The sequence below is a fragment of the Bradyrhizobium macuxiense genome (assembly GCF_001542415.1).
GTDB lineage: Bacteria > Pseudomonadota > Alphaproteobacteria > Rhizobiales > Xanthobacteraceae > Bradyrhizobium > Bradyrhizobium macuxiense.
The window spans coordinates 28,324-48,743 of record NZ_LNCU01000098.1; the positions used below are offsets into that span (position 1 = coordinate 28,324).

Sequence of the window (20,420 nt, forward strand, 5' to 3'; positions counted from 1 at the left end):
TACCGGGGCGGCGCGGTCGCTGTGCGCGGCGGGCGCTACGGCTATCGTGGCGGCGCTGTCGCTGTGCGCGGTGGGCGCTACGGCTACGGCTATCGCGGCTACCGTTACGGTGCCGGAGCGGCGGCAGTGGGCGCGGCTGCGGTCGGCGCCGCTGCGGCGGGAGCCTACTACCGCGGCGGCTGCGGCTACGACGCCTACGGCAACTGGGTTTGCCCCGGCGGGTATTATGGGTACTGAGCGGCCGACGCCGTTGGCCTATGGTGCTCGAAGCCGATGGTGAAGTTATCGACATAGCTTTCAGTGACACTGGAGAGGAAGCAATGATCAGGCTCGTCGTCGTTGCGCTCGCGCTGTGCGTTGTGTCCCCAGCACAGACTATGCCGTACGCCCCACTACAGCAGTCGAACAGTTCTGTCATTCCGGTTCGCCAAGGATGTGGTCTGGGCCGTCAACTGGTCGATGGCATCTGCGTATCGAATGCCAAGGTGCGCGCCGCGGTCCGCAAGTGCAGCGCTCGAAAAATGCGCATGGTGAACGGTCGCTGTGAACCACGCGTGCGACCTGCCGCCGCCCCTGCCGCGGCGCGACCTGCTGCGGCACCACCTACGACCCAGCAACCTGCGGCTACTCCCGCCCCACCCCGTTGACCGGCGCGCGCAAGCGACAACGAACTCTGGTGGCTGATTGCAGAAAATATCCCCCAGAGCATTCGCACTCTGCGGGGCCCGCGCCGGTCGGCCCCCAGGACCGGGAGGCCGTTGGTGCGCCCGGCAGGGGTCGAGTCGAACCCGCAACCTGCGGATTAGAAATCTGCTGCTCTATTGAGCTACGGCGCGACGGCCCGTTGTCTATAAAAAAATCGCCGGGATTGGCCAGACACTTCGAGAAAAACCTTTGGTCCATCTGCGGTCCGTTGTGGCGCCGAGACAAAATCAAATGATTGATTTTGTTGAAGGGTGGGACTTCTGCCGGGCCCACCATTCGGCAGCATCGCGCTTGAAAGCATTCAATTTTTCGCTCGGTTATCCGCCTCAGACTTCGCCAGCGCCGTGGCTCTCTCGACGGCCTCTTGTCGTGTGAGCGTGCTGGGGTTCAAGCGGCGTGAGACGAGGTTGTCTTCTGTCCGTCCGCGACCATACTTCAAGGCTTGCAGTCATCGTCTACGCCACGGTGAGGAATGATGCACGGAACTTGTTAGCGTTCTGGCGGCATAAGAAAAACGCTAGCTCCGCGCAGGCTCAGTCAGCGGAACGGCAACTTGCTGGCCTACGCTTAATCAAGAAACGCCATGGCCGGAAATTGCGGCGGCTCGTTGTACTCGAAACTAATGATCGAGAAGAACGAGCTCGACAAGCGCAAGGCTGCAGCACGAGATGCCCTTGATGCCTACAGTACGGAAGTGCTGACGCGCTATAAATCATCCATCAATGTGAACTTGCGCAAGTTCAGCGCCGGATTTCGCATCGATGAAGTGAGGGTAGAGTACACGGGCCGATTCCGAACTCGACGTTTGGCGTGATCATTGATGAAACCGTCGTCGAGATGGGAAACGCTGATACCCCCATCAATCAGCCGAGCTTTAAGAATACACTATCGGCAGGCGACAAAAGCACGCTTGCTCTCGCCTTCTTTATGGCTGAACTTGCGAAGGACCCACATAAGGCGGAAACCATCGTCGTGTTCGATGATCCCTTCAATAGCCAAGATCATTATCGCCGCACATGCACAATCACGGAAATCCGCCGCTGTGGGATTGGCGTTGAACAGGCCGTAGTGATGTCGCACGACCGTCACTTTCTCCGAGAGATTTGGGACCTGCCCTTACCGCCCGAGCATCGAAAGGCGTTAGAGCTGGTCGCGGTAGGAAAGCGCGACACCGTTATCGCGCCTTGGAATATCGAAAACGACACCGAATCCGACGATGCCGCAAATCGTCGAATGTTGAACGCCTACCATGCCAAGCGCGAAGGTGAGCCGCGCGACGTCATCCAAAAAATCCGTCCCGTGATAGAGACCCACATTCGACGTATTGCTCCCGTTGAAATGGAGAGGCGTCAACGCTAGGCGCGATGCTTGGCCGCAATCGTGACGTTGAGCAAGTCCCGCAGGCCCTTAAAGAAGCATACGACGACATTGATGACATCAACACGTATACCCGCCAATACATGCATGGCGACCCCAACTACATTCAAGGGAAGCGCCTCTCTTCCGACGAATTGGCGGGGTTTGTCGAGAAGACCCTACTCATTGTCGGGCGTTAAAGGTCAAACTCAAGGCTGATAGGCGAGCGCCTGTTTTGTTGACGCGCGCGGCGGAGCCTTTTTGATAGCGCGCGACGAATGCAGCAGCGATCAGCTCCCGATAAGGCCATCAAATTTCGACGGCGGCTTCGGCGGCTCCACGCCGGACAGGCGTAGGCGCGAGATCGGCGATAGGCCGAAATGGCTGCCGAACTTCAAGGCGTCGTTCGCGGATTGGCTCGCGATCCGGAGCAGCGGATTGACGCGCTCGCCGTGCTCGGTGGTGATCGTCAACGGCTGGCCGGTCATCGTCTCCTCGGCCTTGCGTTGTTGCGCGACGGCGCTGCAGTAGGCCGTGCCGCGCAGCAAACAGGATGGAAGCTTCCCGCCAGATTGTCGCGCTATAAGGCCGCAAGCGGGGTGACGTCGAGAACGGTCAACAGGCCCAGCCGGAATAGTTCTGGCGCGACTGCTTCCCACTCTTCGCGTGCGTAACCCTTCAGCCCTTCAGCCGTGCCGGCGGTGCGGGACAGGCGTCGGCCTGCTTGGCTTCAGGCGGCGACCGAGCGGGACGCTTTCCGGGGCTGCCTCGCAGCAGGCGCAGACGTGGATGTTCAGGTGGCGGCCCGGGCATGGGAGCCTCCTTTCCAGCCCTAAGAGAAACAGCTTACCACGGTTTTTAGACAACCTGCGCTAAGGTCCGCTTATGGAGGTTACAACGGACGTTGGATGCGCACTGCGGGCATGTCGCGTTTTGGACCCGGAGCGGACAATCTAGCTTTTCCTTTCGCCGGATCGTGAGCAGCGGTACGCCCTCAATCGTAGTGTTGCGCGCGTGCGCATACGCAGCCTAGTGCGCTTCATCTTGCCGAGGCCGTTCTTGACGTATCGTCTCCGAGCTGTTGGCCCTGGGCGAGCCTCCGCTCCAACATGCCCATTACGGTGCTCACTTCGTCGAAGGCTCTGGAGTGCGAGTCGTCTCCTCCTAGATGAGTCAGGTCGAACACCAATATCTTCTGCTGCGCGATCTCGCTCTTGTAAGGCTCCTCCTCCGGATTGATGTCGCCGACGCGCGTTGTCCCTCCCCAAATGGATTTTGATATTTTGAGAGCTATATCATCCTGAGACAGAAACAAGCCGATCCGAGGGCGCCGGGCACCCATCTCTCTGACCTGACTCAGGAACCGATCAAACTCGACGTCGGGCGCGACAAGAGCCACGTTCTTCAGCTTCGGCATCGTTCCTCCGCGCGATGCTTTCATATGGAGTGCTTCAAGAGTTACCAGGCAGCCCATGGAATGGCAGACAAGGGTAATCTCCTTGATGCTAGGATTCGAATTGACAGTATCCAGGAGCTGGGCCAGCGGCGCACTTGATTGCATCGCGACCTTGCGGTCGTACTCATATGAGCTCAGGCTTGCTACGCCCTGTGATGGCCAGGAAAAAAGGACCGGAACAACAGGAAGTCTGCCGTCGTGCACGAACTGGGCGAACCGGTAAATGGCGTCGTCGAAACGATTGTTGAATCCATGCACAAAGACCATCGCCTTGCTGCGATGTCCGGCCTTTGCCACGGTGGTGATAGCGCCGCCAAACCCGACGCGATCCAAATATTCTGCCGATGCCGTTACAAAATCTCGACGGGGATCCCCGGGGGGAGTCACCGGCCACTGTATTTCGCCGACCGCTCGCGCATGATCCGGCGGAATAGAAACGGTGACCTGACCAAAAGCGATCTCGTTGGACAGCTCTCGGCTGAACATTTCGCCAGGGTCGCTGCTAGATCGCGTACGAGTCGTTGCGACAAGAATAGGGACGCGCGAGACAGCTTCAACCGTCTCATTGGTCGGTACAAGCACGCCCTGTAAGGGACGGATCGCGCACGAACAGCAGGCCAGGGCCACCAGAACGACAGTTGCAACATGTAGAGAAGCGGCAGTGTGGCGTGGTGAATGCATCCGGCTCTCCTCGTAGCGTACACTCTACGGTCCGGTATTCTGATAGCGTCTTACTTGCCTCGACTTCAGCGCACCCAGCGGGTGCATCCAGCACCAAAGTGACCTTTGCGCAAGTCCGATTGATCCAGATCAATGATCAGGTCTCGCTGCTCGAGCCGTCTCGGTGGATGGCGACAGTTCGGTAAACGTCTTTTGCGCACTTCAGGACCCTGGGGTTAGCTTCTCGCGCCGAGACGCTGTTGGCACTTCCGCGAAGTGTCCGCACGCCTCATTGAGGTCCGGACAGGGGGTATAGCGATTTGCTCACGTTTTGGTTTTTCGCATTTTAACCCAAAGCCCGACCTTCTTGGCGCTGATGTGGTTATCGGATATCGCATCAATGCGTTCATATCCGTCGTCATGCACGCGACGAATCGAATTGCCGACGCAATCTCCCGGTCCAACCGACGCGCAGTGGGAAATTTTTGCCGCCTCGATTGCCGAACCTCATCTCGGCTTTGACGCTACTTTGTCCTGAATGAAGCCACAAATTGCGTTCATCAAGCACGCAACCGTATTAGGGGGGATGACTATGCGGGCACAAAAGGCCGGGGAGATGATTGTCGGGACCGACCATCGCGCCCGGATCGAGCAAATGCAGTCAGAACTTGCGGCGCTCAATAAGCGACTTGAAGAGGTAGAGAAAACGCAGGCCGACGCTCAAACGCTCGAAAGCCTGAAGCAGAGCGCTATTCGCGCGTGTAAGCAGATAGACGAAGCCCGCTGTGCAATGGCTACGGATCATTTGGTCGCCTTATTGGCGAAATGATCCGAAATCCAGCGGACCGCGGAAGAGGCTAAGCCTCTTCACCCGCGGCTTTGCGGCGTTCTGTTTGCTCCTTTACGGCTATGGCTTCGACCATTTCGACGACACCGCGACGCACGTGCCCGTCACGGATCATTCGAAAGGCTTTTAACAGTCGGAACGCTTCCGCCGTCTCACTGGGACGTTCTCTGCTCACCATATCTGCCGTCTCGTGTCGTCGCCGTCGGCAGCGTGGCGACGACGTGTCTCGTTTAATCCCTCAGTCCTAGAAACCAAAGTGACGTAGATCGAGGCAGAGGCAGCTTCCACTACCCGAAGTGAAGAACTTTTCCACTCTTCGCGAGTGGTGCTGTCTGACATAGCTAGGTGCCTGGCGGACCTGGGATTGGCTTTGCATCCATGGTGCGATGGGCTCCTCGCATGCATCGCTCCTGCAGGCGGCGCAGCCGTAGTCGGGCGCTTTCGAACCCGCCAACGATGGCCCCAGTTTCGAAATGCATGATCATAAGACATTACAATCGCTACGGTTTGGCATGGATCTTCGACACCATCTGAGCGGCATACAAAACGGTCGCCCAGATCGGCCCAGAGCGCTTTTCGAAAACTCGAGGTTTGATCTCATTCTTTCATTCAATTGTCTCGCAAAATTGGCCCATCGGCGATTCAAACAGCCGTGGGCTTTGCCGCTCGTCCGATATCACTTACCGGCGCGCCCTCTGTCTGATCGGTGCCACTGGTGTTCTTCCGGGCCATTCCGCCCGCCGGCTATGCCTGCGCGCATCTGTTGGCCCCTTTGGCAGAATGCTCTGACCGTCAAATGCTTCCACAGTTCCGCCTAGCGTGGAAGTTACTATCGACGGGTCAACTGTCTGCAATTTAGCGCTCAAGCCGAGGCCTGTGACGAGCTAAAGCGCACAGCAGCCGTTGCATGGGCAACTGACTAGCCCAGCCACGACTTGTCATCAGGATGACCGCTGATCTCACTGCCACCGTCCAGCGCTACCCGCCGAGCGATCTATTTGAGTGATGTACCGGCTTGGTTTGTCTTACGCACAGAATTGCGCTTCGCGCTCGGTATTGACCTATTGGAGTCCACTCATAAAGCAAAATGAGCGACGACGTGTTGCGGCATATTCTAGTTATCAGAATTTGAACGAGACCGCCCCATACCGAGCATGGGTACGTCCGACCTGCTCCGCGCTCCCCGGGAGGGTTACCCGATGTACCAAACCCTTCTTGCGAGTTGAACGAAATCGGTAAAATGCGACGTGTTGGTTTCGACGGCGGGAAACCGCCATCATCGAAAAATTCGTGCGAATGGGAAGATCGCAACGCGGGCTTCTTCCGACCGCCCTATGCTTGTTGCAATGATGGGATTGTGCCGGTGGGTTGCCGGACGTGTCAAACCGAAGAGCGATTCATCATCCGGCCCACCATCAGGACAATTCCGTGCGGCGTTGGACCCGATCGGCCCGCGCCGTTCTCGCATCGCAAGGAGGCGTCAATGTATTTTGTTGCTGCCGTGCTCGCGGTCTTGTCGGGCTTGTTCTACGCGGCAGGTCAACATCAGGTCGGCTCGCTCGGCACCACCATGTGCGAGTATGGCGGTCTATTCTGCGAGAGTCCGTATCTGGTCCTGGTCGGCGCCGGCCTTGCCGTGGCCTGGGCAGCGCTAGTCAGCGTACGCTAGCTGCGCAAGCTCGACATTTCGAATGCTGGCCTTGTGCCGCTGGTTTGCCCGGCGAATCAATTCGTGACCCGCAGCTCATCCGGGGTAGCCGGCGTGAGCCGTCGTTGGATCGGACTCGCGCTTGGAACGGGATCGACGTTCGATATTGCAGCGGGCTCTATTGAGACGAGTTCGGGTTCGCCGGCTGAACCGGCTTCGGGCCGGGCGGCACCGGCTCGATCGGCGCGCTTGGTTCGGTCGGCATCACCTTTGCGCCGGCGGCGCGTGCGGCCTCGCCGGTCGTTGAGTGATTGGCCGTCGCGGCCGGCTGCACCTTCGGCTTGCTCCACGGCCCGTGATCGACAACCAGCATGCCCAGCACGCCGAGTGCGGCAATGACGGCTGCCACCACGAGTGGCGCGCCGCCGTGTCGCTTTCTTTCCTCGATCGCGCTAACGTCCCTCATGTCGAATCCCATTGTGCAGTTATCGTTGCTGCAACAAGCCCGGACCCGCTCGGAAGTTTCCGGTTCCCCACATTGAAAAAGCGAGACAATCTGCGGAACCAATCCGCAACTGCGGCATTTCCAGCACACGGCCGTCACGCTAGTTAAAGACGGCGCTTGTCGCGGATAGGTCATCGACCTGGTGTTCAAAGCAAGCGCACGCGCGGATAGACGGCTGGCTCTGCCCCTCCAGCAAAACCGCGGCACATCACATGAGCTTCGAAACGCCGGAATCCCCGCTGCAACCGAGTCTCGCCGAGCGCGCGATCGACACCGCCACCGATGTTTCGCGCACGATCACGGAGGTGTCGGATGGACTTCGGGCTGCCGTCGATCGGCTCAGCGACGCAATCGCGGCCTCGCGCCGGCCGGGCGGAGCGCTCGCCACGGTGAGCGCGGTCACGCGTGAAGCGCCGCTCGCCAGCCTGTTCATAGCCTTCCTGCTCGGCATCGCCGTTGCCCGCCGACGCTGAAAGCGCAGGATATTCCGTCCTAGAACTTGGTCCTAAGACTTGCCTTTGGTCGCGTCCTTCGTGGCAGACATCACGCTGCCCGTGATCTGCCGCATATGTTCGCCGGCGTTGGTGAATTGGCTGCGCAGAAATTCCGACTGAATCCGCATCGCCTCCTGCAGATCGGTCGCTTGCACCAGCTTTCGCGCGTGCTCGAACGCCGCCTTCATGTTCTGCTCGGTGAATGACAGCGCCTGTTTGGAGATTTCCGTTCCGCTCCCCGGCATCGCTGCCATCGATTTGCTGGCTGCATCAAAAAACAAGCCGAAGGCCTTTTCGGCCTGGTCGATGGTCTTTTCCGCGAGGTCGCGAAGTTCGGCAGGAACTTCAAGCTTTGGCTCAACCATGATCGCCCCCTGAAATAAGCGTCCGGCGACGTTAGCATAGATTGCGTTCGCGTCAGCGCCGATCACAACCGCCGGCTGCCATCGCTCGTTCCGGTGGATTGAGGAAAAGTTACCTAGCGGAGAGTTATCCAGACCCTGTTACCGCCCGGATTGGACCGTTTAGTCACTCAGCACGGCAGCGCCTGCCGGGGTCAGCACCGGCCCGTCATCGTGCAATTCGATCAGGCCGAGCTCGGTAAGCAGCTGCAGGTCCTCGTCGCTGACCGGCGACAGTTTGAGCCGGCCGGCCTGGATATCCCGCAGCGTCCAGCGCAAGCCGATAGCTCGCTCGAGGGAAAATTCAGCGAATGGATTATCTGCCATCCGCTCCGCCTAGTGCCGCATTTCGCTCAGACTTTGTCTTCGCTGCGGCGTCTTCATGGACATCACAGAATGGTCCGGCCGGGCGCGATCAAGGCTCTCGCGAGCTGCGATCGCGCCTGCAAGTTCGTTCGTGCGGACCTCGCGGTTCTCAGTAACGGTAGGGCTCGATGTCCAGAAGCGGGTATGCGCTGAACACGCTCGGCAGATTGGTCGGCGTTGCCGGATGCAGATAGGACTTGTCCAACTCGGCAAAACTGGTGACGCCGAGCAATCCGAGGCAGCGGATCACCTCGTCCTCCAGCAATTCAAGCATGCGCACGATGCCGGCCTCACCTGCGGCGGCGAGCGCCCAGCAGTGCAGACGGCCAATGCCGACGAGATCCGCTCCCGAGATGATCGCCTTCACGATGTCGGTGCCGCGGTAGAACGAGCCGTCGACCATGATCTTCGCGCGGCCCCCGACTGCCTGAACGATCTCGGGCAACACATGCATCGAACCGCGGCCGTGGTCGAGCTGCCGTCCGCCATGGTTCGACACATAGATCCAGTCGACGCCGTGATCGACGGCGATCTTCGCATCTTCCGCGGTAGCGATTCCCTTGATGACGAGCGGAATTTTGAACTTGTCCTTGATCAGCTTCACCGTCCGCCATTCCAGGCCTTTCTGGAAATCGCCGCCGGTGGCGCGGATGCGGCTTTCGCGGACGTAGCGCTTGGCGATGTCGCGCTCGCGACGGCTGTAGTGGGCGGTGTCGACTGTGAGGCAGAACGCGGCATAGCCGTTGGCGATGGTCCGGCTGACGACGTCCTCGACGAACGCATCGTCGCCGCGCACGTAGAGCTGATAGATGCGCAACGCATCCGGCGCCGCCTTGGCGGTATTTTCCAGCCCCGGTTCCGACACCGAGCTCAGCATATGTGCCGCGCCGAAGCTCCCCGCGCCGCGCGCGACAGCCGCGCCTGCGTCGGGATCGAAGATCTCGAGCGCGCCGACCGGAGCGATCATGACGGGAAGCCGGAGCTTACGCCCGAACACTTCGGTGGAAGCATCGACATTCACGACATTGCGCAACACGCGCGGCCGGAACGCGATCTCGTCCAGCGCCATCCTGTTGCGGCGCATCGTGGTCTCGGTTTCCGAGGCGCCGACGATGTAGTCCCAAGCATTCTGGTTCAGCTTGGCACGGGCCTTCCGCACGAATTCGTGCAGATTCTGATATTCCTCGCCGCTCGCGCCGAGTTCAACATTGCGCGCAGGTTGGATGGGGGTCCCGTCATTCATGGTGTTTCTTCTCCCGATTTGGCCGGCACATTAGCCGCAGACAAACCGGAAAAGCTACCGTCTTGAACCGAGAAACCCGCCGGCGAAGCCCAGCTATTCGCTCGCGGGATGGATCCGTCTCGACAAGAATATTCCGCCGCCTGAGCGCGGCCGCATGAGCCGGCTACCCGCCCGCAAAGCGGTTTCGGTACTCGGTCGGAGAAACGCCAAGGTGCCGCAGGAACGCGCGACGCATCCGTTCGTCATCGCCAAATCCCGCGCGCTTGGCCACCTCGACCACGCCACCGATCTGACGGCTCTCGAGCAGCAAGCGAGCCGTCTCCACGCGAAGCGCCTCAACGCCACTCGCGGGGGTCATCCCGGTGCGGTTGACATACGTCCTTGCGAATGTGCGCGGCGTCATGCCGGCCTTCTCCGCGAGTGTCTCGACCTTCAGGTCGCTGGTGATGTTCTCGATGATCCACGCATGCAGGGCGCTGAAGCGCCCCTCGACGTCAGATGCCTGTGCCGCAAGGACGGTTGAAAACTGGCTCTGCCCGCCCGGCCGTTTCAGGAAGACCACAAGCCTGCGCGCGACATCGAGCGCGGTGGTATGGCCGAAATCCTCCTCGATCATGGCAAGCGCCAGGTCGATGCCGGCGCTGACACCGGCCGACGACCAGACCCGCCCGTCCTTGACGAAAATCGCATTCGGCTCGACCCGGATCTTGGGGAAACTGTCCTGGAGCCGCGGGCAATAGCGCCAGTGCGTTGCAGCACGCTTGCCGTCCAAGATGCCCGTCCAAGCCAGTGCGAACGCTCCGAGGCAAACCGACGCGATACGGCGCGCCTTGGGCAAGGCCTGCGCAATCCAGCCCATCAATTTCGCATCGCTGCGGATCTGCCAGATGCCGGGGCCGCCCGGGATCACCAGCGTGTCGACCTCGCCAGGTCCAATACTATCGATCGGTGCGGTGTCTATCATCATGCCGACGTCAGTCGGCACCAGTCCGCCAGAAGTCGAAAGGTAGGACAGCGAATAGCCCGGCCCGGGCAATTCGATCGCCTCCAGTTCCGCGAACACCTGCGCTGGCCCCGAGATGTCGAGCAAGGTCACGCCTGGAAACGCGACGATCGCGATCCGCCGCGTGTACGTCTTGTCGAGTGGCTCGGGCCGGGCCGGTTTGGCAGATTTCGAGGGCATATTGTCCTTTAAGCCATTCGAGGCTCCCCTGTATAGGTCGCGATGGAATGCGGGAGTTCTGCCATGTCGCGAAGTCTGGGCAGCCGATATCAGGCGATCACATCGCCGTGGCCGGATTACGCGGTCTACAGCCTACCTGACGCCTCCCGGATCGAGGCCTGCGACCGTCAGTCGCTGATGGATGCGATGAACGGCATCATCGCCGTCAACTGGCAGGCCAGCGAGCCGCACTGGACGGCCTCATCCTCACCCTTCGACAGCAAGTACAGCCTTATCCTGGTCTATGACAGCTCGGGCCTCGTAGCCTTCTCGGTCTATCGCGTCCTGCAACTGTCGACCGGACCTGGGATCTACCGTAGCGGCACCGAAGTACTGCCGGCTCACCAGGGCCGCGGCCTCTACGGCTTCTTCACTGCCGAAGTTCTGCGATGTTCGGGGGCCGCTGAACGACCTGAAGGCAGCGTGCTCTACGGCTGGCGGACCCGCAACCCCATCGTTTGGGCCGCCAATGCCAAGATTTGCGCAAGGGTGACACCGTCGCTGCTCGACGACGCGCAGGATCCTGCATTGCAGGCGGCCTGTGTCGAGATGTGCGCATCGCTCTATCCGGGCAAAGCGCTCGAGGTGCCCGACATGATCATGCGAGGCGCCTACGGCCACATCAAGCATCACCGTCAGACGTATCACGGCACCGCATCGCTCGTAGAGGCAGCGATGTCGCGGAAGATCCCGGACTCGGCGGATGCCCTTTTCTCTGTCGGTTACGCGAGGATCTGATGTCGATACTCGGACAACAAACCGCATTCGCACCAACCTCGCGCCTGACCGACCGCGCCTATTTGGCCTGGGCGACTGTCGCGATCGCCTACGCCATCGCCTTCCTGCAGCGCGTATCGCCGCAGTCGATGAGCCTGAGTTTCATGCACGACTTCAACACCGATGCGGCCGGTGTTGCAATGCTCGCCTCCAGCTATTTCTGGGGCTACACGCTGATGCAAATTCCGGCGGGCCTTCTGGTCGACCGGTACGGCGTCAAGCGCGTCGTGCTGGTCAGCATGATCGCATCCTCGCTCGGCAGTGCAGCGTTCGCGCTGGCGCCGAACCTGCTCGATGTCTTTGCCGCGCGCCTGGTCGTCGCCTGTGGCGATGCACTGGTCTTCACCGCCCTCCTGAAGCTCGTCGCGCAAAGCTTTGCGGACGAGCGGTTCGGCGTGATGTCGGGGATTTCGCAGGTTTCCGGATATGTCGGCGGCGTGATCGCGACCACGCCGCTCGCGGCTGCCGTTTCCGGCTTCGGCTGGCGCGCCTGCTTCCTGTTTATTGCCTGCATCGGCCTTGCCAACCTTGCTTTTGCCAAGCTTGCGCTCAAGCCTGATCCGGTCTCGCACAGCAACAAGACCCTGAAGGGTGTTGTGACGGCTGCGCGGCAATCGTTGACGCATCTCGCGAACTGGGGTTGCGCAATGACATTTGCGTCGCACTTCGCGGTCGTGACGACGTTATCCGGTGTCTGGGGCATTCCGATGGTGGCGCACTTCTTCCACATCTCCCAGACCAGCGCCGGCACGCCCCTGCTCGCCTTCATGATCGGCAACGCCGTTGGTTCGATCTTCCTTGGCCACGCTGCCGATCGTGCCGCGGCGACGCTCGACCGCGCGTTGATCCGCATTTGCGTGCTGCGCATGGTGCTGATCGCGCTGCTGCTGCCGCCGGTCGCACACGCATTCGGTTTCGTCTACGTCACCGTCGTGTTCACGGCGCTGGGCCTCGTCGCCGGCGGCACCGTTCCGCTGGTGCTGAAATGCGTCAAGAAACTCTACACAGCCGACCTGATCGGCGTCGGTGCCTCCGTCAACACCACGGCCGCCGGACTCTTCGCCGGTGTGTCGCAGCCCATCATCGGGTTCGCCATGCTCGCCGCCAGCCAGGTCTCGGGAACCGATGCCGTGCACAACAAGGCGGCGATTGGCGACGCCGGTTACGGCACCTTGATTGCCATTCTGCTCCTCATGTCGCTGCCGGGTATTGCCGGGCCGCTACTGATGAGGAGCAAGTTGATAGCTCATTAGTCTCGTTAGGGGGTGTTATGAAGCGCTTGTTTTTACGAAAAGGCGATGTTTCCGAAAACTTTCCGGTGAGCAGCTGGCAAAGCGTGATGTTCTCCGAATTCGAAGCGCAGATGAGCAGCGAAGCGAGGCCGTTTCCTTGCGTGTTCGGCGTGGCAGGGCATCGCCAGGATCAGCTCCGGTATCTTTTCCTCGATCCATACGATGTCGCCGTTCTCGGCGAGCAACTCGCGCAATACGTCTCGGAGGCCCGCTCGTTCGGACCCAATACCTCGTTGATCGTGTTCACGCGGCCGCGGCCGGTGCAGACGCTCGACGCCTACTATCGCAAGATGTGGATGACACTCGACCAGCTCGCACGCCTCGACAAGAGCTCGTGGCCGGCCGACGTACCTGAACAGATCGACCACCCGATGTGGGAATTTTCGTTCGCGGGCGAGCCGATTTTCGTGGTGTGCACGACACCGGCGCATGTGATGCGGCAGAGCCGCCGCTCCAGCGCTTTCATGCTCACCTTCCAGCCGCGCTGGGTGTTCGAAAAGATTCTCGGAACCGAGAAAGCGGCCAACGCCGCGTTCGGCGAGGTGCGCAAGCGTCTGATCCCGTACGACAGCGCAAGCCCCTCACCGCTGCTCGGCCGCTACGGCGCATCCGACGGGCGCGAGTACCTGCAGTACTTCCTGCACGACGACAACAACACGAGCGCGGGCTGTCCCTTCGCCAAGCTCGCGCAGAACAAGACGCCGGCCATCGAAGACAAGGAGCGGGCAGCATGACCCAGATCATCGCAGGCACGAAGACCGAATTTTCCATCGATCCCGAGATCCTGAACCTGCTTCCTGCGCAGGGCTCGGTGGAGCTGCAGCACGATGCCGCCGGCAAGGTGCATCACTTCCATACGCACCCGGTCGATGAGATCCTGATGATCATCCAGGGTCGGCTGAACTTCATCTGGGATGACGGCGAGCGCGTCGTCAGCGCCGGAGATACGATCCTGTTGCCGGCCGGGACCCGCCATCAATCGGAGGCGCTCGAAGGCGGCGCGGTCTACGTCATCGCGACGCAGCCGCCGGCCAAGCCAATGAGCAACTGAATCCAGGGAAAACGAATCCCTCAGGACAATGAGGGATCACCCGGCGGCTGAGCCGCCAAACGTTCGACCAGCTCGATGACGTCGCAACGCTGGTCGGGCGCAAGCCGAAGGAAGGCCTTCAACAGTCGCAGGCTTTCTACTGTTTCGCTCGATGGAGCTCCGAGCTTGTTCTGCAGCTCTGCAACATAAGTGGGATTTTTCATCTCGCACCTTAAGTGAGGATCACGAATGGCATACCCAGGTAAACGTGAAGGCTTGGCCCAGAAGGTAGAAACCGCAGCGCAGGAGGCCGAACGCCTTGGCCTGACGACGGCAACCTTGATACTTCGGATGGCTCGCCTCGAAATCGATCGTGCGGAGCTCGAAGAAGTTGAAAGTATGCCAAGGAACAACCTGCGCAGCAAGCCGAACTGAACTACCGGAACGGCTCGATTTCGACACCAGTGCCGTTGGCACATGTCGGCCGGCGCGAGATGCCGCGCTGTGTTGGCGGGGACAGCAATATGGTGCGAGCGGCGTTCCGCTCGCCGGCGATCAGGTCGGCTTGTGACAAATTGGCGGTCAAAAGCGCCTGATTTTCGGTGCCCACCCGCGCGCTAACCCGTGTTGCCTTGTTTGCCGAACGCTCCCGCCTCGGCCAACGCCGCAATGCGCCGGTCGTCGTAGCCAAGAGTCTTGCGCAGGACGTCCTTGGTATGTTGACCAAGCAACGGAGCGGCGACGGGTTCGACCGTCGGCGTGACGCTCATGGTGACCGGTGACTCGATGTTTGGAACCGAACCAGCGGTCGGGTGAGAGATCTTGCTCAAGCGATCACGATCGCGCACTTCGGGTGCGTTGAACCCCTCCTCGACCGTACGCAGATAGCCGACCGGAATGTTGGCTTTCTTCATCTTGGCCATCCAGTTCTCCAGCTTGTCGCTCGCAAACACGCTGGCGATGATGCCGCGCAACTTCTCCCTGTTGGCGCTCCGAGCCTTGCGCTGGGCAAACTCCGGATCGGTGATGAGATCCGGACGTTCGAGCACGTCCGTTACAAGCCGTCGGTACAGCCGATCGTTGGCGCAAGCCATGTAGAGCGGTCCGTCAGATGCCTGGTAGACGCCAACGGTCGGCGAACCGTTCGGCGAGTTGCCGAACCGGCCGGGATTGTTACCGTTGATCAGATAGGCCATTCCGTAGAATCCGGTCATCGCTACCGCGGTGTCGATCAGTGCGACCTCGACTTGCTGGCCGCGACCGAGCCGATCGCGTGCGATCAGTGCGAGCAGAATGGCATTGCAGGCCGACATCCCCGTTGCCATGTCGACGATCGGCGGACCGGTGCGAACCGGCTCGCCGTCCGGAAAACCGTTGAGCGACATGAAGCCGCTTTCGGCCTGCGTGATCGGGTCGAAACCGGGGCGCAGCGCAAAATCGCCTTTCCGGCCGTAGGCCGAGATCGAGCAATAGATCAGACGCGGGTTGGTCGGCGCCACTGAAGCGTAGTCGAGGCCGAATTTCTTCATCACGCCGCCGGAGAAATTCTCCACCACGACATCGGCCTTGGCGATCAACTCGCGGGCCACCTCCAGCGCAGCCGGGTTATTGAAGTCGAGCGCAATACCTCGCTTGTTGCGATTGAGGCTCAGGAATGCAGCGCTCTCGCCGCCGATCTCGGCGTGCTCATACGCGCGCGTGTCATCTCCACCGTCCGGATTCTCGATCTTGATGACTTCGGCCCCGAAGTCGGCCAGCGTCTGCGTACAGGCCGGACCGGCGACAACGCGGGTAAAATCGACAACCAGCAGACCGTCAAGCGCCGTCGGGATACCCTCTCCGCGCGGCGCGCGCTCTGGCAATTCTGGTCTGACGGTCATGATCGGACGTTTCCTTTGATTATTTTGTCAGGCGAAATTCCGCGATCGTCGCGGCAAGCGGCGCCACAGCCTTTTAGCGGAAGCCCGTCACCAAGACCAAATCCGGATTTTGCAGGGCGGGACCTTCGCCTGACATGGCTGCCGCCAACTGTGCCCGCGGAGAACTCACGCATAGTTGCGTGGAAGCGCCCAAGAAACCGATCCGATGCCGGCCCGAACGAGCATCGGACCGCGCAGGACCGTAGGTCACCGCGTGGCGCCAACTTGCCGCCACGCCCGCTATCGCTATCAGATGACCGCCGAGCTATTCGGCAAGCATTTCGCCGGATCCGCCGAACTCGGCCGGAAAGTCCTTCAACTTCGGCAGGCCATCGCGTATCGGCAACACCGCTTCGGCATAGTTGACGTGGACGCCGGGGGCGAATTTGAGCGTCGGGATTGTGGCAGTGAAGACGTCGACGAGTCCAAGCGTCGGATGGTTCGTCATCAGATGACCGCCGCATTTGCTGCAATATTTGCGCTGGCTCATCGGGGTCTTCTCAAATGTCGCAATCTGGTCAACTCCTTTTGTGACCTCGACCGCCTCAGGCTTCCAAAGGCTGAACGCATTGACCGGACCACCCGACCAGGAGCGGCATGAGCGGCAGTGGCAATAGCCCATGGCTTCCGGTTCTCCAGTGACTTGCAGTTCGACGGCGCCGCAAAAGCAATTTCCAGTGTGCTTCATTAGTCGGTTCTCCTTGGGTGACTTGATCACGTCAATCTTCCCGCCGGCACCAGCGTCGACACACCCGCAGTACTTGAGAAATCTAAAGCAGAAAGACGCTGGAGAGGATGGTGGCGATAGTGACCGCCGCGAACTCCTTTGAGTAGACGCACTAGACCCGTCCCTGCACCAGCGGTCATCACACCGCGCTCAAATGCGACCTGGGTCGTCGGTAGGAATGAAATTACATGAGAGACCACCCCGCTGTCGACCATCTTCGACACTGGCGTGGCCGAACACGGTTATCGCACGCTGGAACGGAGCGTCGAACTATGGGCAGAGTACCATCCGGCAGCGCGATCAATTATTGCGATGCCAAATGCCTACGCAGTCGCACATGAACAAACCAACTCAAGCGATGCTTCGCCGGATCGCGGAGCGGCAACTGTCGCGTAGCAACGTCAGCCTTGCCATCGGAGGAGACCGCGGCGACGTTCGAATTGCTCGCTCGGCTTTGGGCCCAACAGGCAACATCAATAGTCGTGGGCCTCCCTGCGGCATGACAAGGTGCCACCGAGGCACCTTCGATGTTCGACCGCTACGCGCGCCCTCGTGAGGCGTCGGGGACCGGCTCCGGCTCAAGCATTTCGAGGCCGCTGACACGCTTGGTCCAGGCTCCCTGCGTTTATCACCCGCGGGCGGCGAACCGCGATGACCTCCGGGGCATTGCGACGAGGTCTCCGTTGAGTCTTTCTTGTGCGAGTTGAAGGCCGGAATCTATTCGCGTCCCGCGTTCGAGAGGACGGTGCCAGACATGGCTGAGGGCGGAGCTACAGCGCGCGATGGTCCGAAGGGGCCGGCCCTGAAACAGCGGCGGACGTCGAGGCCGGCCTGTGAGCCTACGGCAACCCGCGCCGCGCTTTGTCATCCCGAAGGTCGTCAACGGCCGCGCTACGCTATTGCCGGACGCTGCCGGCCACCTACCGCAAGCTGGGCCCGACGCTCCACAGGGGGCCACGAGGTTGAAGTGTCAGCCTCGATCGAGCCGTCGAAACGGAAACAGCGGTGACGTCCTATTGCGAAGGAGAGCGTGACAATGATCGAGGTCGAGCTACTCTTACTGATGATTGTGGGTCTGCCGACCGTGGGCCTCATACGAATGGACCTGCGGCTACGGCACATGGAAACGCAGTTGAAGGTGTAGTGCAGGGCCCGTCAACGAAGGCCTAATCGCCGGCGAGCAGCCCTCGTTTCCGAATGAAATGGCTTGTGACGAAAGTTAGGCCGCGCTGGCCACCGGTTCGCTTGTATCTACGTTGGCGTGCCAAGATCATCGATAGCTCCAGCCAGATCGCAGCCGAAGGAGAAAACGTTCGACTACGCAGGCTCATCGTGCTTGCGATAGTATGAGAACTCATCACGAATGACGATGCATCGTGACCGACATCATGTCGACAGGGCAATCCTTGGAATAGACGTCAAAGGCCACGCCGATCCAAACCACAGCGCCATCGTTGCCTGCTTCAGCATGCTGAACGAGCACGGGCGACGCCGTGTCGACATTTTCCGAAATGCTTGGATACCGGCATGGTGAATTTGGCTTGGCACGACCATCGATGCCCCAAAAGTCGTGGTTATGCGATCAGCCGCTCGATCGATGCGCGGCTGACGATCGCCGCTCTGGCGGTCGCAATCGAGCGACGACACCTGCCGGCGGGATGCGTGCATCATTCGGATCGAGGTTCGCAATATGCCTCCGAGCGCTATCGCGACACACTGGCGGCGCGCGCACTTGTGGGCTCAATGGGGCGGCGCGGCAATCCGTACGACAACGCCAAGGCGGAGAGCTTCATGAAAGCCATAAAGGTCGAGGCGGTATATCCGATGGCATACGAAACGTTCGAGGACGTTATCGAGAACCTCCCCCGCTTCATCGATGAGGTTTACAATAAGGGCCGATTGCGCTCCGCTCTCGGCTAGCTCAGCCCGCAACAGTTCGGGGATCAGCACGCCCGGCAGAGGGTCAAAGTCAGCCGCCTGACCCTTTCCGCCCCCAGGCGCCCACTCCAATTTGGCGTCCAAATTTGACTCCAGCCAAAGCACCGCAAGTGCCACACCCCCGGGTTGGAGCGATGCACGGGTCAAGGTTAGACGCCAAAGGGGGCAATATTCGAGGCCACGGCACACTTGGACATTTCCGTTGTGTCGGCTGGAAAAGAAAATGCCCACCCAGGCGGCGGCCAAGGGCGGGCATGCCCCGCTTGAAGACCGCGAGATATTCCCGCGAGGCGGATTTTCCTATGAGGGACCGATCCCACGGTCAGGTCGGCATAAGGTCGCGAGAATTACGCCAGAGCACGCGCCTCGCTTTCCATCCTTCACAGCAGCCACAACGCGGCTGGATGCTGTTGCGCCATGGCATGTCTCTCTTCGGGCGCACCGGCGCCGTGACTTTCGACACTTCCGATGGCGGCGCCGCTTCGATCGAATTGCACGGTGCGGTCTATTCCCAGTCCATCCCCGACCGCATAAGGTCCCCGGCTAAGCAGCATGATCACGGCCGGGGACCGCTCCTTTCGGGCGCGCGGGTCGGGGTGCACCGGGGCCGGACAGCTGCGGAAATAGTACACCGGGACCACTGCGCGAACGCCTCCAGACGGTTCGCGCCCGCAAAGTCTGACGCGGAACGCGGCGGAAGTGAGGTTCTGCAGTGCGAAAGACAGTCGCTAGAAACGCGGTGAAGCTCGCCCAAATGCAAATCATGCGCTAGCATCGCCGGCCCTTACGGTTTGTTGCGTTTTAAGGACTCCCAAATGGACGAGAGCTTCAGGAAGGAACGCGCAGGCATGGTACGGGATCTGGCCGCCAAGGCGGATCCATTTGTCAAGCGGCGTCTTCTAGATCTTGCGAACCGCTATGATAGCGCTGATCGGCCTGACGCTACTGCAGCGACGCCGGACAATCTTGAAATCACAAGGTCCAGCATCGTCGCCAACGAGCGATAGGTAGGCCGTGATTTTCGCGCGCCGGTCCCGGTCACCAAGGCTTGGGGGCCGCAGATAAGCGACCGGGACCACTGCGCGAAGCGTGTGAGTTTCGCGATTCTGAGTGTGGCGCTGAACGCGGCGGAAGTTGGACTGTGCGTCCGCCGACTACGCTAGCGCCCGCCCCGTCATGGCGTCCACAACCGCCGCGGTAGCGCGGCCTTAGTGCGGTCAGACTCTCAATCACTGAGACGGATCGTAGGGTGACTTTCGCCACCTTCCAACCGGGCGGGCATAGCTAACGCTGCCGCGTCAGCGCGGGGCCAAGCGCGATCTCGTCCACCCCCAGCCCTACTCCACATCAGAACCGTGCCCTCCGTCGTTGCGACCTCGAAGACGATCGACATGTGCCATCGGTTAGGTCAGTTCGTCCATTCTCTTTGCGCCCTTGCACTGGCGATAGCGTGGATCATCGCGCCGTCCGCATCCGCTCACAGTCGAGGCTTCTCTTGGTTCTTTGCACATTCCAAGCCTCACGGGACATGCTCAGGACAGCATGTGGTCGCAACCCTTCTATTCATCGGGACGACGGACCGCAAACGGTGAGATATTCGACTCAAGTGGGTTCACGGCCGCGCACCGCACACTCCCGTTCGGGTCGCGTGTAACACTCATGAATCCCGAGAACGGAAGGTCCGTGACCGTGGTGATAAACGATCGAGGTCCTTTCACGCCCGCGGTGACAATTGATCTAACACATGGTGCCGCTCGAGCGCTCGGAATGCGCCAAACGCAGTGGATGTGCATGCTCTGATATCGAACAGCGCGCTGTCTTCACGGGCTTCGGC

Annotated in this window: 25 protein-coding genes; 15 read left to right on the forward strand and 10 right to left on the reverse strand. The window is 60.5% G+C overall.

The features are described 5' to 3' along the window. The 4 genes from AS156_RS45075 to AS156_RS29220 form a co-directional block, all read left to right on the forward strand. A partial coding sequence (locus tag AS156_RS45075; RefSeq protein WP_245313123.1) for a hypothetical protein occupies positions 1-237 on the forward strand: 237 nt, incomplete at its 5' end. A gap of 1,090 nt (positions 238-1,327) precedes the next feature. Then, positions 1,328-1,519, forward strand: a complete 192-nt coding sequence (locus AS156_RS29210; RefSeq protein WP_066512002.1) for a hypothetical protein — start codon at positions 1,328-1,330, stop codon at positions 1,517-1,519. Continuing rightward, positions 1,516-2,064: a hypothetical protein gene (locus AS156_RS29215; RefSeq protein ID WP_066512003.1), complete on the forward strand. Its 549-nt coding sequence runs from the start codon at positions 1,516-1,518 to the stop codon at positions 2,062-2,064. The genes AS156_RS29210 and AS156_RS29215 overlap by 4 nt, the downstream gene beginning before the upstream one ends. A 5-nt stretch (positions 2,065-2,069) precedes the next feature. Beyond that, a complete protein-coding gene (locus AS156_RS29220) occupies positions 2,070-2,261 on the forward strand; it encodes a hypothetical protein (protein ID WP_066512006.1) in 192 nt (63 codons plus the stop codon). A 90-nt stretch (positions 2,262-2,351) separates the two neighbouring features. Here the strand turns inward: AS156_RS29220 and AS156_RS45670 are convergent, their stop codons facing one another. Both AS156_RS45670 and AS156_RS29230 read right to left on the reverse strand, forming a co-directional pair. After that, positions 2,352-2,720 (reverse strand): P27 family phage terminase small subunit, encoded by a 369-nt coding sequence (locus AS156_RS45670; protein ID WP_283807949.1) that lies wholly within the window; start codon positions 2,718-2,720, stop codon positions 2,352-2,354. Positions 2,721-3,100: 380 nt separating this feature from the next. Continuing rightward, a complete protein-coding gene (locus AS156_RS29230) occupies positions 3,101-4,198 on the reverse strand; it encodes an alpha/beta hydrolase (protein ID WP_066512018.1) in 1,098 nt (365 codons plus the stop codon). Between the two features lie 517 nt (positions 4,199-4,715). Between AS156_RS29230 and AS156_RS29235 the strand changes: the two genes are divergently transcribed. Further along, positions 4,716-5,006, forward strand: a complete 291-nt coding sequence (locus tag AS156_RS29235; RefSeq protein ID WP_066512020.1) for a hypothetical protein — start codon at positions 4,716-4,718, stop codon at positions 5,004-5,006. A 1,501-nt stretch (positions 5,007-6,507) separates the two neighbouring features. Beyond that, a complete protein-coding gene (locus AS156_RS29240) occupies positions 6,508-6,693 on the forward strand; it encodes a hypothetical protein (protein WP_066512021.1) in 186 nt (61 codons plus the stop codon). 157 nt (positions 6,694-6,850) lie between these two features. On the opposite strand, the gene AS156_RS29245 is transcribed toward AS156_RS29240, so the two are convergent. Beyond that, positions 6,851-7,138 (reverse strand): hypothetical protein, encoded by a 288-nt coding sequence (locus AS156_RS29245; RefSeq protein ID WP_136626489.1) that lies wholly within the window; start codon positions 7,136-7,138, stop codon positions 6,851-6,853. Between the two features lie 251 nt (positions 7,139-7,389). On the opposite strand from AS156_RS29245, the gene AS156_RS29250 reads away from it, so the two are divergent. Further along, positions 7,390-7,650: a hypothetical protein gene (locus AS156_RS29250; RefSeq protein ID WP_066512031.1), complete on the forward strand. Its 261-nt coding sequence runs from the start codon at positions 7,390-7,392 to the stop codon at positions 7,648-7,650. Between the two features lie 32 nt (positions 7,651-7,682). Here AS156_RS29250 and AS156_RS29255 read toward each other — a convergent pair whose 3' ends face one another. The 4 genes from AS156_RS29255 to AS156_RS29270 form a co-directional block, all read right to left on the reverse strand. After that, the gene (locus AS156_RS29255; protein WP_066512356.1) at positions 7,683-8,036 is read right to left on the reverse strand and encodes a phasin; all 354 of its coding nucleotides are present in this window, start codon (positions 8,034-8,036) and stop codon (positions 7,683-7,685) included. A 159-nt stretch (positions 8,037-8,195) separates the two neighbouring features. Beyond that, positions 8,196-8,399 (reverse strand): hypothetical protein, encoded by a 204-nt coding sequence (locus AS156_RS29260; protein ID WP_066512032.1) that lies wholly within the window; start codon positions 8,397-8,399, stop codon positions 8,196-8,198. A gap of 148 nt (positions 8,400-8,547) precedes the next feature. Continuing rightward, on the reverse strand, positions 8,548-9,681 hold the full coding sequence (locus AS156_RS29265) for an alpha-hydroxy acid oxidase (RefSeq protein ID WP_066512034.1): 1,134 nt from the start codon (positions 9,679-9,681) through the stop codon (positions 8,548-8,550). A 163-nt stretch (positions 9,682-9,844) separates the two neighbouring features. After that, positions 9,845-10,864 carry a GlxA family transcriptional regulator gene (locus tag AS156_RS29270; RefSeq protein WP_066512035.1) on the reverse strand — a complete coding sequence of 340 codons (1,020 nt, stop codon included), beginning with the start codon at positions 10,862-10,864 and terminating at the stop codon, positions 9,845-9,847. Between the two features lie 63 nt (positions 10,865-10,927). Here AS156_RS29270 and AS156_RS29275 point away from each other — a divergent pair, with 63 nt between their 5' ends. From AS156_RS29275 to AS156_RS29290, 4 genes are all read left to right on the forward strand, one after another. Beyond that, entirely contained in the window at positions 10,928-11,641 is a 714-nt protein-coding gene (locus AS156_RS29275; protein WP_066512037.1) for a hypothetical protein, read from the forward strand. After that, on the forward strand, positions 11,641-12,933 hold the full coding sequence (locus AS156_RS29280; RefSeq protein ID WP_066512038.1) for an MFS transporter: 1,293 nt from the start codon (positions 11,641-11,643) through the stop codon (positions 12,931-12,933). Before AS156_RS29275 ends, AS156_RS29280 begins: the two co-directional genes overlap by 1 nt. A gap of 65 nt (positions 12,934-12,998) precedes the next feature. Further along, positions 12,999-13,706, forward strand: coding sequence for a YqcI/YcgG family protein (locus tag AS156_RS29285; RefSeq protein WP_245313124.1), 708 nt, complete (start codon positions 12,999-13,001; stop codon positions 13,704-13,706). Continuing rightward, positions 13,703-14,023 carry a cupin domain-containing protein gene (locus AS156_RS29290; RefSeq protein ID WP_066512041.1) on the forward strand — a complete coding sequence of 107 codons (321 nt, stop codon included), beginning with the start codon at positions 13,703-13,705 and terminating at the stop codon, positions 14,021-14,023. Before AS156_RS29285 ends, AS156_RS29290 begins: the two co-directional genes overlap by 4 nt. Positions 14,024-14,043: 20 nt before the next feature. Here the strand turns inward: AS156_RS29290 and AS156_RS45080 are convergent, their stop codons facing one another. Next, positions 14,044-14,226 carry a hypothetical protein gene (locus AS156_RS45080; RefSeq protein WP_082747793.1) on the reverse strand — a complete coding sequence of 61 codons (183 nt, stop codon included), beginning with the start codon at positions 14,224-14,226 and terminating at the stop codon, positions 14,044-14,046. Between the two features lie 25 nt (positions 14,227-14,251). Here AS156_RS45080 and AS156_RS29295 point away from each other — a divergent pair, with 25 nt between their 5' ends. Next, positions 14,252-14,437 carry a hypothetical protein gene (locus AS156_RS29295; protein ID WP_066512043.1) on the forward strand — a complete coding sequence of 62 codons (186 nt, stop codon included), beginning with the start codon at positions 14,252-14,254 and terminating at the stop codon, positions 14,435-14,437. Between the two features lie 182 nt (positions 14,438-14,619). Here AS156_RS29295 and AS156_RS29300 read toward each other — a convergent pair whose 3' ends face one another. Together AS156_RS29300 and AS156_RS29305 are read right to left on the reverse strand one after the other, a co-directional pair. Continuing rightward, positions 14,620-15,882: a CaiB/BaiF CoA transferase family protein gene (locus AS156_RS29300; protein WP_066512045.1), complete on the reverse strand. Its 1,263-nt coding sequence runs from the start codon at positions 15,880-15,882 to the stop codon at positions 14,620-14,622. A gap of 304 nt (positions 15,883-16,186) precedes the next feature. Next, positions 16,187-16,609 (reverse strand): GFA family protein, encoded by a 423-nt coding sequence (locus tag AS156_RS29305; RefSeq protein WP_066512050.1) that lies wholly within the window; start codon positions 16,607-16,609, stop codon positions 16,187-16,189. A gap of 1,566 nt (positions 16,610-18,175) precedes the next feature. On the opposite strand from AS156_RS29305, the gene AS156_RS29310 reads away from it, so the two are divergent. From AS156_RS29310 to AS156_RS41290, 3 genes are all read left to right on the forward strand, one after another. Then, positions 18,176-18,568, forward strand: a complete 393-nt coding sequence (locus tag AS156_RS29310; protein WP_066512051.1) for a DDE-type integrase/transposase/recombinase — start codon at positions 18,176-18,178, stop codon at positions 18,566-18,568. A gap of 833 nt (positions 18,569-19,401) precedes the next feature. Next, a complete protein-coding gene (locus tag AS156_RS29320; RefSeq protein WP_136626490.1) occupies positions 19,402-19,593 on the forward strand; it encodes a hypothetical protein in 192 nt (63 codons plus the stop codon). 535 nt (positions 19,594-20,128) lie between these two features. Further along, entirely contained in the window at positions 20,129-20,386 is a 258-nt protein-coding gene (locus tag AS156_RS41290) for a septal ring lytic transglycosylase RlpA family protein (protein ID WP_082747794.1), read from the forward strand. Positions 20,387-20,420: the final 34 nt, after the last annotated feature.

What these genes read in the sequence shown, in the direction of transcription:
- AS156_RS29210 (WP_066512002.1), top strand. Translation starts at nt 1,328, where the DNA reads ATGATCGAGAAGAACGAGCTCGACAAGCGCAAGGCTGCAGCACGAGAT.
- AS156_RS29220 (WP_066512006.1), top strand. Translation starts at nt 2,070, where the DNA reads ATGCTTGGCCGCAATCGTGACGTTGAGCAAGTCCCGCAGGCCCTTAAA.
- AS156_RS29230 (WP_066512018.1), bottom strand. Translation starts at nt 4,198, where the DNA reads ATGCATTCACCACGCCACACTGCCGCTTCTCTACATGTTGCAACTGTC.
- AS156_RS29235 (WP_066512020.1), top strand. Translation starts at nt 4,716, where the DNA reads ATGAAGCCACAAATTGCGTTCATCAAGCACGCAACCGTATTAGGGGGG.
- AS156_RS29240 (WP_066512021.1), top strand. Translation starts at nt 6,508, where the DNA reads ATGTATTTTGTTGCTGCCGTGCTCGCGGTCTTGTCGGGCTTGTTCTAC.
- AS156_RS29245 (WP_136626489.1), bottom strand. Translation starts at nt 7,138, where the DNA reads ATGAGGGACGTTAGCGCGATCGAGGAAAGAAAGCGACACGGCGGCGCG.
- AS156_RS29250 (WP_066512031.1), top strand. Translation starts at nt 7,390, where the DNA reads ATGAGCTTCGAAACGCCGGAATCCCCGCTGCAACCGAGTCTCGCCGAG.
- AS156_RS29255 (WP_066512356.1), bottom strand. Translation starts at nt 8,036, where the DNA reads ATGGTTGAGCCAAAGCTTGAAGTTCCTGCCGAACTTCGCGACCTCGCG.
- AS156_RS29260 (WP_066512032.1), bottom strand. Translation starts at nt 8,399, where the DNA reads ATGGCAGATAATCCATTCGCTGAATTTTCCCTCGAGCGAGCTATCGGC.
- AS156_RS29265 (WP_066512034.1), bottom strand. Translation starts at nt 9,681, where the DNA reads ATGAATGACGGGACCCCCATCCAACCTGCGCGCAATGTTGAACTCGGC.
- AS156_RS29270 (WP_066512035.1), bottom strand. Translation starts at nt 10,864, where the DNA reads ATGCCCTCGAAATCTGCCAAACCGGCCCGGCCCGAGCCACTCGACAAG.
- AS156_RS29275 (WP_066512037.1), top strand. Translation starts at nt 10,928, where the DNA reads ATGTCGCGAAGTCTGGGCAGCCGATATCAGGCGATCACATCGCCGTGG.
- AS156_RS29280 (WP_066512038.1), top strand. Translation starts at nt 11,641, where the DNA reads ATGTCGATACTCGGACAACAAACCGCATTCGCACCAACCTCGCGCCTG.
- AS156_RS29290 (WP_066512041.1), top strand. Translation starts at nt 13,703, where the DNA reads ATGACCCAGATCATCGCAGGCACGAAGACCGAATTTTCCATCGATCCC.
- AS156_RS45080 (WP_082747793.1), bottom strand. Translation starts at nt 14,226, where the DNA reads ATGAAAAATCCCACTTATGTTGCAGAGCTGCAGAACAAGCTCGGAGCT.
- AS156_RS29295 (WP_066512043.1), top strand. Translation starts at nt 14,252, where the DNA reads ATGGCATACCCAGGTAAACGTGAAGGCTTGGCCCAGAAGGTAGAAACC.
- AS156_RS29300 (WP_066512045.1), bottom strand. Translation starts at nt 15,882, where the DNA reads ATGACCGTCAGACCAGAATTGCCAGAGCGCGCGCCGCGCGGAGAGGGT.
- AS156_RS29305 (WP_066512050.1), bottom strand. Translation starts at nt 16,609, where the DNA reads ATGAAGCACACTGGAAATTGCTTTTGCGGCGCCGTCGAACTGCAAGTC.
- AS156_RS29310 (WP_066512051.1), top strand. Translation starts at nt 18,176, where the DNA reads ATGGTGAATTTGGCTTGGCACGACCATCGATGCCCCAAAAGTCGTGGT.
- AS156_RS29320 (WP_136626490.1), top strand. Translation starts at nt 19,402, where the DNA reads ATGGACGAGAGCTTCAGGAAGGAACGCGCAGGCATGGTACGGGATCTG.
- AS156_RS41290 (WP_082747794.1), top strand. Translation starts at nt 20,129, where the DNA reads ATGTGGTCGCAACCCTTCTATTCATCGGGACGACGGACCGCAAACGGT.